The 12,360-nt window shown below is 43.2% G+C and carries 21 protein-coding genes and 1 tRNA gene; 17 read left to right on the top strand and 5 right to left on the bottom strand.

Annotated elements, in window-relative coordinates; all coding sequences use genetic code 11:
• Positions 1–373: 373 nt before the first annotated feature.
• The 5 genes from WC773_04610 to WC773_04590 all read right to left on the bottom strand — a co-directional run bounded on the left by WC773_04610 (position 374) and on the right by WC773_04590 (position 2,429).
• Positions 374–838, bottom strand: coding sequence for a hypothetical protein (locus WC773_04610; GenBank protein MFA6082656.1), 465 nt, complete (start codon positions 836–838; stop codon positions 374–376).
• Positions 838–1,098 carry a hypothetical protein gene (locus tag WC773_04605; GenBank protein ID MFA6082655.1) on the bottom strand — a complete coding sequence of 87 codons (261 nt, stop codon included), beginning with the start codon at positions 1,096–1,098 and terminating at the stop codon, positions 838–840. The genes WC773_04610 and WC773_04605 overlap by 1 nt, the downstream gene beginning before the upstream one ends.
• Positions 1,099–1,283: 185 nt before the next feature.
• Positions 1,284–1,502 (bottom strand): hypothetical protein, encoded by a 219-nt coding sequence (locus tag WC773_04600; GenBank protein MFA6082654.1) that lies wholly within the window; start codon positions 1,500–1,502, stop codon positions 1,284–1,286.
• 64 nt (positions 1,503–1,566) lie between these two features.
• A complete protein-coding gene (locus WC773_04595) occupies positions 1,567–1,983 on the bottom strand; it encodes a hypothetical protein (GenBank protein MFA6082653.1) in 417 nt (138 codons plus the stop codon).
• Positions 1,984–2,225: 242 nt separating this feature from the next.
• On the bottom strand, positions 2,226–2,429 hold the full coding sequence (locus WC773_04590) for a hypothetical protein (GenBank protein ID MFA6082652.1): 204 nt from the start codon (positions 2,427–2,429) through the stop codon (positions 2,226–2,228).
• A gap of 739 nt (positions 2,430–3,168) precedes the next feature.
• Here WC773_04590 and WC773_04585 point away from each other — a divergent pair.
• The 17 genes from WC773_04585 to WC773_04505 all read left to right on the top strand — a co-directional run.
• Positions 3,169–3,456, top strand: a complete 288-nt coding sequence (locus WC773_04585) for a hypothetical protein (protein MFA6082651.1) — start codon at positions 3,169–3,171, stop codon at positions 3,454–3,456.
• A gap of 757 nt (positions 3,457–4,213) precedes the next feature.
• A tRNA-Gly gene (locus WC773_04580) sits at positions 4,214–4,288 on the top strand.
• 122 nt (positions 4,289–4,410) lie between these two features.
• Positions 4,411–4,575: a hypothetical protein gene (locus WC773_04575; protein ID MFA6082650.1), complete on the top strand. Its 165-nt coding sequence runs from the start codon at positions 4,411–4,413 to the stop codon at positions 4,573–4,575.
• 3 nt (positions 4,576–4,578) lie between these two features.
• The gene (locus tag WC773_04570; protein ID MFA6082649.1) at positions 4,579–4,968 is read left to right on the top strand and encodes a hypothetical protein; all 390 of its coding nucleotides are present in this window, start codon (positions 4,579–4,581) and stop codon (positions 4,966–4,968) included.
• Entirely contained in the window at positions 4,928–5,764 is an 837-nt protein-coding gene (locus tag WC773_04565) for a hypothetical protein (protein ID MFA6082648.1), read from the top strand. The genes WC773_04570 and WC773_04565 overlap by 41 nt, the downstream gene beginning before the upstream one ends.
• The gene (locus WC773_04560) at positions 5,764–6,150 is read left to right on the top strand and encodes an endonuclease VII domain-containing protein (GenBank protein ID MFA6082647.1); all 387 of its coding nucleotides are present in this window, start codon (positions 5,764–5,766) and stop codon (positions 6,148–6,150) included. Before WC773_04565 ends, WC773_04560 begins: the two co-directional genes overlap by 1 nt.
• Positions 6,151–6,194: 44 nt before the next feature.
• Positions 6,195–6,425, top strand: coding sequence for a hypothetical protein (locus WC773_04555; protein MFA6082646.1), 231 nt, complete (start codon positions 6,195–6,197; stop codon positions 6,423–6,425).
• Positions 6,422–6,802, top strand: coding sequence for a hypothetical protein (locus WC773_04550; protein ID MFA6082645.1), 381 nt, complete (start codon positions 6,422–6,424; stop codon positions 6,800–6,802). Before WC773_04555 ends, WC773_04550 begins: the two co-directional genes overlap by 4 nt.
• Positions 6,802–7,491: a hypothetical protein gene (locus tag WC773_04545; protein ID MFA6082644.1), complete on the top strand. Its 690-nt coding sequence runs from the start codon at positions 6,802–6,804 to the stop codon at positions 7,489–7,491. The genes WC773_04550 and WC773_04545 overlap by 1 nt, the downstream gene beginning before the upstream one ends.
• Positions 7,492–7,782, top strand: coding sequence for a hypothetical protein (locus WC773_04540; protein MFA6082643.1), 291 nt, complete (start codon positions 7,492–7,494; stop codon positions 7,780–7,782).
• 195 nt (positions 7,783–7,977) lie between these two features.
• On the top strand, positions 7,978–8,493 hold the full coding sequence (locus WC773_04535) for a hypothetical protein (protein ID MFA6082642.1): 516 nt from the start codon (positions 7,978–7,980) through the stop codon (positions 8,491–8,493).
• Entirely contained in the window at positions 8,494–8,844 is a 351-nt protein-coding gene (locus WC773_04530; GenBank protein ID MFA6082641.1) for a hypothetical protein, read from the top strand.
• The gene (locus WC773_04525; GenBank protein MFA6082640.1) at positions 8,845–10,974 is read left to right on the top strand and encodes a hypothetical protein; all 2,130 of its coding nucleotides are present in this window, start codon (positions 8,845–8,847) and stop codon (positions 10,972–10,974) included.
• Positions 10,974–11,171 (top strand): hypothetical protein, encoded by a 198-nt coding sequence (locus WC773_04520; GenBank protein MFA6082639.1) that lies wholly within the window; start codon positions 10,974–10,976, stop codon positions 11,169–11,171. Before WC773_04525 ends, WC773_04520 begins: the two co-directional genes overlap by 1 nt.
• Before the next feature lie 8 nt (positions 11,172–11,179).
• On the top strand, positions 11,180–11,446 hold the full coding sequence (locus WC773_04515; GenBank protein MFA6082638.1) for a hypothetical protein: 267 nt from the start codon (positions 11,180–11,182) through the stop codon (positions 11,444–11,446).
• 9 nt (positions 11,447–11,455) lie between these two features.
• On the top strand, positions 11,456–11,731 hold the full coding sequence (locus WC773_04510; GenBank protein MFA6082637.1) for a hypothetical protein: 276 nt from the start codon (positions 11,456–11,458) through the stop codon (positions 11,729–11,731).
• Between the two features lie 330 nt (positions 11,732–12,061).
• Positions 12,062–12,360: hypothetical protein (locus WC773_04505; GenBank protein MFA6082636.1), on the top strand; the 299-nt coding region annotated here is incomplete at its 3' end.

The following is a 12,360-nucleotide window of genomic DNA, read 5'->3' as shown; positions in this document are numbered from 1 at the left end:
GTTCCACACCTACGCGCTTAATGTGATTGCGAAATCGACGCAAATTGAATATTGTAGTCACATTGGCACTTTTGTTAGTATGGCCAAGGCATTCTTTACAATATGGGCAATCAACATAGACAACCCTGCAATATACATGCGTATGCCCACATTGACAAACTGGTGCTGAAAGGATCACAAACTTACCACCTTTCTATTCAATCCGTAATGGAATATTACCGTCCACAGCATCAAGCTTCCAGCCAAGACTTTGTTCTTAATCTGCCATGACAACCACAACGTCAAGTGCCAGGGATGATATTGGATTGTCAGCCGTGGTAGTTTGTTCAAGTACCACGTATCCAACACTTTTATCAATTTCATAACAAATTCGTTAGAGCATGTTGCTTAGTTGTTTAAGTTCAAATGGAATTAACTGAAATGGTTGATGATGTTTGTGATTATCAAACCATTGTTCTTTCGACATTGGCCAATAATCAGCAGGATCGTAAATCATGTTGTTTTCAAATGCTACAGCATGACCACAAGATGATGTTAACCGATACACTATTATTTCACCTTTATTTGATAAGTTATCAGGTAAACAATTCAATGGAGTTGCTGAAAATCTATCATTAATGTCTTGGAGTGTTATCATTAGACCAGTGAGATTGAATCTATTATACAGCAATTCAATTCCACGATAGAATAATGGTGGGGAGAAAACTGCCTCGGACCATTTCTTAATTCCAAGTAACGAACAAACTATTTGTTCAACGTAAAACAGTGGTAAGTCACGAAGCATTGCGATAACTGCCAACTTGCAATCATATGGAGTTTGTTGCTTGATATGTTGCACTATCGTGTCCTGAATTCTTTGGCTAGTGCACTAATCCACGGAACGTCGGCAAACTTGTCGGCAATACGATTACTAGCTGCTTTGTCCCATGCTCTCTTGGTTATTCTTGCTTCGGCGTGGTTTGTCATCCCATCAATTGAATAACGCGAAGTGAATTCAACCTTTATTATCTCGTCATCATTATCGTTCTGTTTAGCTTTCTTTGGGTGATTGCATAACTTATCACAAGCATAAATGCACTCAGGTTGATTCCCTAACATTATAGCTATACGCTTGCGGTATTGCCTAGCTTCAGCGCATTTATGCAACCGTGATATATCATATCCTGGGTTGCGTGGTTTGTCATTACCTAACTTGATGCTCTCGCCAGGTATCAAACATGGGTCTGACCGACATGTGAAAGTCCGGTTGCAGTGACGGCAGTAGTGTGAATGACTCATATTGCCTAGCGCGGATCGTGGTCGTCGTTTTCCGGTTTGCGACCTCCGCCGGAGTGACCGAATTTCGCAACCGGAGCGACGTGCGCGACCGTTCGGAGGTCGGTCGCGGTCGAAGTGCCAGCCGCGAGTGAAAATCGCTCGTTGCGGTCGCTAGGGCCGTTTGCGTCGATTTCGGACTTTTCGGCCCGAATTGCGTCGTTCGTTGATGTCATTATGGTTTTCATTTCAATCAAGTCAAGTCACCGGCCTGACGTGGGCCAAGCCGGTGCATTTGACGCGACTAGACGGTTACAATACCGTCGGGCTGGTGTTTTCTTCGGTCGGTTCGTTGAGATCGTTTTCGCTCGCCAGGATCGCGTCCGCTTCCATCAAGGCAATCTGGTCGTCGATCGCTTTGTCGAGCACCGTCGGGTCGGCAGCCGGGCCGTGGTAGCTGTCGGGCTTGTCCTTGAACAAATAGACCATCGCGCCGCCTCGCGCAGGGATTACAGCGAGAAACTGGTCGTGTTCCAACTCCTGCATGCACTCCTTTGGGTCTAACCCCGCGAATTTAGCACGGAAACGCTGGTTGAGTCCACCATATACGACATGGACACCCCGATACTTGTCTGTATCGAGTCCGCGTGCTTTGTTGTTCGCTGCTCGCAAGATGGGGATTGCGGCTGCAAACCACTGACGAACCTGGGTTTTTTGCTCTGAGGTCATATTTCACCGTCCTTTTGCGCTATTGCGCTGTTGGCACGGGAATTGCACCCGTATTGCTGGCATAATTGCCTTGAAATTGATCTAGTGCATCAAATTTGCTACACCTCGCCTTTATTCGCTTATAAGCGAAAAAAATCGCACTATAGTGACCACCGGATACAATATGTAGTATGCAACGATGGTATTGACTACCACCCGTAGTACGAACTCAGTGAAGCGGACGGCAGTTTCCAACCATTGCATTATTTCACCTTGACAATGACACCATTGCGGCAGGTGACTTCAGCGTACCAGTCGCGCCGGTGATATGCATCTGGGCCGACAACGATGTTACTACCGTCGCGCTTGAACTCAGCGCCGAAGAGCGATGTTTCAACAAACTGTAGTGGTTTGCCGACGGCGGCCTTGAGGTCTTTCTTTTTGGCATATCCTATCACACCGAGCATTGTTACCTTCGTTCACTCCCAATAGGTGCCACCTTGTGCGCCACGGACCTTCACCAGGCCGCAATCACGCAAGACCGCCTCGCGCATCCGGCGTGAGATACCGCGAGCACAAGGCTGACAGTATTTCAGTTCGCGGTGGCGCAATCGCTCACACCCTTGCAGCGCATTGGAGCAGCGGCGCAGGTGATTTGCAATCGGTGCGGTCGGATCGATTTCCACGAGCACCGGGAAAAGCAAGCGAGGTGCCAACAGAATCGCGACCGCTTGCGACCGCTTGCGACCGCTTTCGCACCCTGTTGTGGCACAAGTTTTGCTTTTGGTGTCAAACGCGGTGGCACTGGCTGTCAATTTCCGCTTTTGGCCGTCAATCCGACGGCAACTTCCCGAAACTTCCCGCAACCACTTTGGCCCACTTCGTGCTACGCGCACGTCGCAACCTGGCGTGCCAACCGAGCGCGAGTATGCAATCGTCGTGCCAACGGTGGAATCGGGCACTCGCGCCTGCATGAAGAACCATACGCAGGCAGTAGTGAAGGAATTCCCTACATGACAAGTGATGTCAACATGGGACAGGATGGATTTCACTGCCGCAGTTGTGGTACGACCCCACCTGGCACCCCCCTCCTAGCTAGGCATACGGTCTGTGAGGTTTCTGGTCGGTTTTTGAAGTGTGAGTCAAGTCAGGACTTGACTTTCCCCTATCATATGTTATATTAGAATTAGAAGGTAGGAGGTTCACATGGAGCTAAGTGATTTGAAATACTATGAAAGACAGAATATCAAACGTCGATTTGGTTGTGATCCACTTGAATATGTTAAAGCATTTGAGAACCAACGTGGATTGTGTGAACTGTGTCAACAACCAAGCAAACGATTTCTCAAACCAGATAAATATAAAAGAACCAAACAAGTTCATTTATTATGTGACCATTGCTTATATTGGGCTGGACTTCGAAAAGAGAATCCAGCATTAATTACTGATCGAATGATGCAATACTTTGAACTTGGGGATAATTGGATTGTATGAATATTAATTTTATCACCGATGATGATTACAAAAAGTTGTACGATTATCAATTAGGGCTTTGTGAACTCTGTAATAAAAGACCAAAAAAGCTGTTTATTGATTACAACCGAAAGAATGGGAAAGTGCGGGGCCTACTTTGTCGTAAGTGCTTTTATGGAAGTTTTAGTAAGTCTAAAGGGTTTCTTATGAAAGTAAGTAACTATCTTCTTGATCCTGTTGCTAATCGAGTCTTTAACCCGAACGATTAAAATACTTTGCCGACTTAAAAATATTCTTGATATGTCAAGTTTACTCCAAAAAATACTATATTATTCCAATAATTTCCACACGATAAACGAATTGGTACTCAAAAATTGACCTTTTCAAAAAACGCATTTCCCACAAATGATTTCAATGATTTTAATAAGTTAGATATCTAAATTATATGCTTGGGAAAGTGGTACTAAGAGAAGAAAAGAAAAATTCAATATTACTTCCCACCCACTCCCCAGGGGCGGATTTCGGATCATAACTTCGGGAAGAATCGCCGAGGGCAACAGCCCCTCGGCTGATCTTCCGCAAAGATTATGATAAACGCAAACGAGTTCCCATGATTGGTAGAAAAACATACCAGTTTTTCCTCCACCAAAGTGATGTAAGCTTATGATATTAAATATGATTTCTCAAGGGGGGTGATGCCAAATGCAGGAACCGACAAAGGCTCCTTATCCTTTTGTGACGCCGTGGGGGATCGCATCCACTTGAAAACACGCACGAAGCACCATTGGGTGTAATGTAACCTACTCGCCTTCCAAGCGATGAGTTGTCAGTTCAAACCTGACATGGTGCTCCAATTATACCAACTTATGTTTGGTTTGTCGTATAATTGGTATTGACAAACACACCAAACGTTGTTATACTAGAATTGAAGGCAGAGACTTCGAGATGGTTACGTGTCGGTTTTGTAAAATTCAGTTGACAAGTCAGCGAGAACTGCGATTTCATTGTGAATTCGAACACCAAGCCGAATACCTAAAGGTTCAAATTTGGCTTGGTAAAACCACGCAACTGAGATTGGCAAGTTACGAACGATTGGCCAAGCAAGGTATGGTTGGGCATAAAGAAGTTAATAATCGATAGGTTATGGCCGAAGAAACTCGTGAGTGCCGGACCTGCGGCGAAACTAGACTAATAGAAGATTTCAAACCAGTTCCAGGTCCAGGAAAGCTAAGATCGCCAACTTGCTTTGTTTGTCAAGCAGATGCAGCGGCAACAAATAAAATTCTCAAATCTGAGGACAGTTCACGTGATTGGATTATCAAGGAGTTAGTCAAGCAGTACCGTGCAGCAAAATCTACAAGCGAAAAAATTAGGTGCTTGGAAACATTAGCGAAATTACAACCAGAGAGCAAGGCAACTCAACTTGACGACCCGCAAGTTATTCAGTCATTAATGAAGTCGATGAAAACTAAGAAAATTCGAGACGTTGCAAATGCCGGAACAAACTCCACTACCGACGACAAAGCAAAATGACGAAGGGTTTGTTCTCCTTCGTTTGCATTATTCGGCGGACGAATCAAAAGATGCTGCATGGGCTAAGAAAGCGGCTACCGAATATCCAAAAGAAGATTGGGATCGGGAATTCGAACTCAAACCAGTAGGTCATCGTGATGCATATCCCGTCTTTGGTGATTACAAACGAGCACTTCACGAAGACGAAAACTTGGTTTGGTTGCCATCGAAAGGCAAATTGATCTATCGAGGTTGGGATTTTGGGAAAGTCCATCCGTGTGTTGAATTCGCTCAATGCTTTGGGAATACAAAGAACTTTATCGACGAAATCTATGGATCGGGTATCTTGATTGATAGCTTTGTCCAACAGGTTTTATCGAAAAGTAATTTGGAATTCCCAGGATGTACATTTATTGATTGGGTAGATATTTCTGGTCGCAACGAAGATCAATGGGGTAATTCCAGTATTAAGACATTGAAAACTTATGGTTTGCATCCTCGTGGTCGTGACCAATCAATTGAAGACGGCATCAAGTCAATGTGCATGGACCTTGTTCGTTTGGAGGACGGCCATCCATATTTTCGGTTGAATCCTACAAAATGTCCATATCTTGCAACTGCAATGCGGTCAGGATACAAACGAAACAAAAAAGGCGAGATCATCAAAGACGGTGAACATGACCATTCGGTTGACTCGGCACGATATTTGCATCAAGGTGTGAGCGTTGAGAAATCAAGTGATTGGCAACATATGCGTGATAAGATGAAGCAACAGTATGGTCGCTTTCCTAAAGAGGGTAGGCAAGTACGACGTTAATGCAAACTAACGAAGAAAAACGGGCTTACGGCAGAAACTATTACAAAAGAAATAGAAAAAAGCTTTTAGCAAAGGCAAATACTTATCATAATTTACACAAAGAAGAACGTATTAGAAAAAGTTATGAATGGCGGCTTAAGACACGGTACAATCTTACTGAAGCGCAATATGAGCAAATGATCGAGGCACAACAAGGCTATTGTGCTTTGTGCAAAAATAAACCAACTGGTAGATTGTGTGTGGATCACAACCATAAAACTGGTAAAGTACGAGAATTACTTTGTGTACGTTGTAATGCTGGCTTAGGAAATTTTACCGAAAGCCTTGATAAATTATATAGCGCGATTGAATATTTGAAGAAGCATAATAATTTATTGGTACAATAACTTTGTGGCAAGTTCCCCAAGCAAGGCCGCCAGGTGAGTAGATAGTGAATGAAAAACCAAAAATCAATTACTCTAAACTTGTTCAGGTTGATGAAGGCAAGCCATATCGGTGGTACAAACGAAAGAACGGCACATATGTTGAGGCGTCTGTTTGTTGTGACTGTTCGTTAACGCATATCGTTCAATTAACACCAACCAAAAAATATTTGAATGTTCGCGTTTGGCGAGAAGACATTAAAACTAAAGAATTGAGGGCAAAAAGCAAAAAGAAATGAAACGTTGGCTAATTACTACAATACTTGCGTTTGTACTTTCGTTTGGCGGTATTGGAGATGCGCAAACCAAAAGTCAGTTCCCCAAAGTTGCTGCGCAGAATGCGATTGAAGTCGAGATTGATATTTGTGATGATGTAATTATATCAATTACAAGCTATGAAAAAGACGGAAAACTTCAGTATTATGTTTATGAAGTTGGCAATACTATATTTGCCATAGTCGAATTTGTTCCTACATCGGAGCAAGCAAACGTAATTTATGAGTTGAGGTCGGACAAAACCGTTTGGAAATTTATTCCTTCCGAATTTGGGAAACTAAAAGGTCCGTGTGCGGTTGTGAAATCATTGAAACTGACGAATGAAAAAAATCTATTCTAATGAATTTCTCTCGAAACGAAGCACTCAACCAAATTGCCGAGGATTTGTATCAGGCTGGCGAAGACATTTTGTTTTTCGCAGATCATATTTACACACATGATCCTCATGCAATTGGCAATAAAATAGTCAAACTTCCATTATGGAAATTATATATTCCAAAACTACTGAGTTTGGCAGCTACCCATCCACGACTGGCGATTTACAAATCCCGTCAGATGATGGTAACATGGATCATTTGCATTGTATGTTTGTGGGAAGCATTGTTTAATTCGGGTGTTCATATTGCATTGATCTCGATGAAAGAGGAAGACGCAGGGAAATTGATCGGGCGAATGAAATTGATGTACGAGCACTTGCCAGCGCATTGGCTGATTGGTTTGCCCGAAACGAAATATTATCGAGGCAAAAAAGGTATCATCCTTCGCATGGTAGTCAAGCATGGTGCCGGTGAACCCGAAAGTGTAATTCAGGCATATCCACAAAATGGAAACCCAGGCAGATCAGAAACACTTTCACTTGCATATTGGGATGAAGTTGGAGAATGTGACGATGCCGAAGCACGGAATATGTATGCTGCCTTGCGGCCTACTTTGGAGAATGGTGGCAGACTCCTTATGAGTTCAACTCCGCCCCGCTCCGAAGAGCATTTTTGGGAACAGTTTTGTTCTGGAAACTATTTCGGTGGATAAATGAAACAACTAAAACATAAATTTGTTGGTGCAATATTGTTGGTTAGTTTATTGGTGTTTCCAGGTTGTAGTATTTTGTCGCCTGAATTGATTGAAGCACTTTCAAAAGATACAGCATCATTGTGTGCCTTGCAAGATATCCGAGGCGGGGCAGGAGCTATTATAGGCGCAGCCGGGGGTTATGGTCAAGGAACACTGTCATTTTGCCGTAGTAATTATCCTGACGCTTTAGTAACTCTAAAACCAGATGGATCAATTTCAATTCAGCATGGTAAAATCGATGCAAATTAATGGGATTGAACGTAAAGAACATGGTACTTTGGTCATACATTAGACCTCCACTTGCATTTGTAGATAAATGCGCAAACTGGATGATTACATTAATACGGGATGGTAAACCAGTTTTTGAAACCGTGTCAGCGCGTTGGGGGCGAGAACGAGAAACAAACCTCGCGGCACAATTGGGCTGTCCGATACTTGATGTAATTGATCCCACAACTGATAACCATTGTGGCCAAGCTGCCCAAAACGAAGCTAAAAATGATTGATCCAATTCATTTGCTCAAATATGTTATTCGTCCAGTGCTCAAAGACCTTGACCTTTGGTCGGTTGAAGCTGAACAATTGGTTTTGGGAACTGCTTGTCAAGAAAGCAAGTGTGGAGAATATTTGGTTCAGCTTGGTGGAGGCCCGGCGTTGGGCATCTACCAGATGGAACCTGCAACGCACGATGATATTTGGCGGAATTACCTGCCTGGCCGAGCGATTAAATATAAGATAAGTGACTTTGCTTTCAATGCTGGCCTCGATGCTGATGAAATGATCGGCAATTTGTATTACGCCACGGCAATGTGCCGAATTCATTATTTACGAGTTCCAGAAAAAATTCCAGTAGGATTGCATCCACAAGCTGCTTATTGGAAAAAATACTATAATACGCCTTTGGGCGCTGGAACCATCAATGAATATATCAATTCATGGGAACGTTTTGTAGGAAACTAAATGGCGCAAGAACAACCAATGGATTTTATAAACAAATTCATTATGAATATGATAGGCAATGATATGTCTATTTATCAAGAAGAAAGCCCATTCGCAAATACAAACGTTGGCTTCAATCGTGGTTCTCAATTGTATGGTCGCTTGCCTATTGAACAATTTGGTGGATTATCACAAAAGCAGCAAAGTCAGTATATCAATTATATGCAGCAAGCACCGAATGCGGCGTTTGCAAAATTGTGGCCAGAAATAATTCGTAGTCCACATGGTCAAGGGATTTCAAAAGAAATAATTGATTTGTTGTTACGCCCATATTTGGAAGTTCAACAAACAGGATTACCACAGGGATATTAAATGCCATTCGATCAACCTGAAATCACAGAACCTATTCAAGGCGTAGAGTCCGTTGAATACCGCAATTGGATTGACGACGAAGATGTTGTCAAAAAAATCAAAGCGGATATTTTGCCTTTACTGAAAAAGGCTCGAACAAACCGCAATGCCAAATTGACCGACGATTGGGATCGATATCGTGACGTTTACAATTTGCGTCGAACAGTGAGTTTTTATGACGGCAGATCAAAACTTTTCCTTGGTGCGTTGCGAAAAGCAGTAGATACGCTAACTCGTATTGCCAAGGATTCGATGCTTGCTGATCCATATGTGAGCGTTGAAACTGATGTAGAAAAATGGCGCGACACCGGCGTGCATTTCGTTAAGTATTTGCTTGAAAACCAGGCCGGACTTCGGCTGAAAATGTCGATGTTCTTGCGCCAATTGTATCAGATTGGTACGTCATGTTTTCGTTTTGGATGGAAGACAAGTTATCGTACAGTTCGTTATCGTTCAAAAGGTGAAGGTGGGAATGCCGAGATCAAAACCCGCAAAGCATATGACCATTACGGCCCTACGCTCGATGTTATCGATATGCGTCATGTTTACGTTTGGCCTGAAAACGCTGTCGATTATGACAATTTGAAACTTGTTTTCGAAGATTCGGTGATCTCGGTCAATGATCTTCGAGCAAAAGTCAAAAAAGGTTGGTATGACACTGCGGTAGCCGATAAAGCAATCCAGGCAAGATCAACCTCAATTGAACAAGATAATCGTGCGCGTTCTCAAAACACCAAAGAAGGTGTAATTCAAATCGAACTTGAACAATCTGAACTCGATATTACCGAAGCTTGGGTAAGATTCGAGCTTCCGGTAGTTGAAGGTGAAGAAGAAGACGACGATTCAAATTGCATTCCCTGGGTATGGATTACAATTTCTGGTGAGGAAATTCTTCGAATTCAAGAGAATCCGTGGTGGTTTGGACACCCACCGTATTTGTTTGGTGCAATATTCCGCGAACATGATTACTTTTATGGTCATGGTTTGATTGAAGCCGGTGAAATGTGGCAGTATATGTTGAATGATACTGTCAATCAAACGATGGATTGTGGAACATATTCGTTGAATCCAATTGCGATTATGGACCCTGCGGCGGTAGATGATCCTGATATGTATCAAATCGAGCCGATGGCCAAATGGTTATTGCCGCCAGATTCGGTTAGGTTTGAACGACCACCGGGGAATATGACCCAAGAAGGTTTGGGAATAGTTAGATTTTTACTCAATATTATTCAGGAGACTTCTGATGCAACAGCACTTATGCAAGGTGCGCCGCGAGAAGGACTTGGCAAGGCTACGGGAACTGCTACTGGCGTCTCCCAATTATTTGCATCCTCAAGTGCTGCCGTCGTGGATCAAGTGGAAGAACTTGAGCCGCAGGTTTTTACACCGTTGCTTAAAATGACTGAAATCGCTGCTCACCAATTTATGGATGATAAAATGGTCATTCGATTGGAAGGCCCTGATGCAGTAGTATTGACGCAGCGAATCATTGAACCAAGTGATTTGGTTCTTTCAACTGATATTCGTTGGATCGCAAGCAGACGTTTGCGCGAGAAATTGGCGAAAGGTCAACAATATTTGAATATGTTGAATATCGCATTGGGTGTTGATCCACAAATTACATTGCAACAAGGATTTGTAATCGACTTGAAATATTTGCTCAAAGGCGCTGCAATTGCAATCGGCGCAGATGATGCCGATAAGATTATCAAAGATGTGACACAAACATTACCTGGTGTCCCTGCCGAACTCGAATACGAATTGGTGCTTTCTGGTAGATCGGTTTTTGCATCTCCACTTGAACCAGTAGAATCGCATATGCAAAAGATTCAGATTTTGATGGCATTGCCAATGCCCGAAACTGAATTTGCACAAATCAAGTTGAAGGAATTGATCGCGAGCCATATGGCGGTTGCGAACCAGATTCAAATGCAAATGATGCAAGCAGCGCAAGGTGGTGGTGGGACTCCTGGTGGAACTGCACGAGGCCCTGTTGGTGGCCCTCCGGTTCGTCCGCAAGAGCAACCAATAGCCGAAAATGTTGGCGAAGCTGTCAAAGGAATAATGAGTCAAATTGGTGGTGCATAATGCCTTACGAACTTACAAAATTTGGTGAAGATTATAAAGTTACTTCACCGCATGGTACAAAAGCGAAAAAGACGACAAAAACCAAAGCCAAAAAACAGATTCGTTTGCTTCAAGCAATTGAGCACAACCCAAGTTTTACACCATATTTAGAAAGTAATTCGAAATATCATCCATCACGAAGTCGGCGAGGTAGATAGGTAATTTTATGCCACATGAAGCGTGTATTGGGCATTTGCAAACGGCTTTGGAAATGATTCCTCCCGGCAAACAAAACGACGAACTTCGTATGCATGTTACTGAAGCATTGAAGGAAGTTGAATCGGGATATGGCCAGGAAGATGAAATGATGAAGGATAAAGGTAAGTCGGCTATATCTCCAAGTGCATCTCATATGTCTGCCCCCGAAGCCGAAAAGGCAAATCCATATGGTGGGTCAAACCGACGATATTCGTATTCTCAATATCGATCGTAAGGGTGAATAATGGCATTTGATATTGAAAACTTACCATTAGAAGATGAATTACGTATTTTTGAGGATTTTGTTCGCTCACCTGGGTGGATTGTCGCCAAGGCACGTTGGCAACCATTGTTGAGCACGGCAATTGGTGCCGCTTTAAGTGGCAAAGCCGGTGCCGAACGTGATTTTTTGGCGGGAAAGGCGAATGCGATAAAGAACTTCATTGAATATCCAGAAAAACATATTAGAAATTTGCAAATCAAACTGAAAAATGAAGAAGCAAAAGCCAAATCCAAGTGAGATTCGGCGCACTGAAGCGCAAGAACGATTGATTGTTAAGAAATATGGGATTACGGAGGATCAGTACCAAGCAATCTTGGCATTGCAAAATGGGGTTTGTGCAATTTGCAACAGGCATCAACGAATATGCAGATTGTCGATAGATCACTGCCACAAGACCGGCAAGGTTCGCGGTTTGCTCTGTCGCCGTTGCAATCGCAACATAGGTAGATTTTTCGACTCTCCTCAAGTCCTTCACAGGGCTGCGGAGTATTTAGAAACGTTTGAATCGAAACTCGTCAAGATAATTGGATAGTCATGTCCAACTCGCGACGTTAAAATGGAGGATAAATGGCAAAAGAGAATGATTTAATCCCAAGTAAGGAAAATCCCCCTGTGGAAACACAGGTTCCTGAGCAGGATGCGGCGGAAGCGGTAGAAGAACCTACCGAAGGTGTGGAATCGCCACCCGCACCACAAGTGGATTATGAAGGTAAGATTCGTGCTTTAGAGGAACGATTTAATCGATCTGAAGAGCGAAATCGTTATCTTGAACAGACTGCGCGTTTACTGGATGACGAACGGCGTCAACGTCAAACTCCCCAACGTCAGGCCGACCCTGATTTGCCTAACGAACTGTTGGAACTTGA

The sequence above is a fragment of the Patescibacteria group bacterium genome, from assembly GCA_041660565.1.
In the GTDB taxonomy this organism is placed as follows: Bacteria; Patescibacteriota; UBA1384; order CAJBMM01; family CAJBMM01; genus JBAZWC01.
Note: the sequence above shows the minus strand (reverse complement) of the source record. Positions and strands in the feature narration are given on the sequence as shown.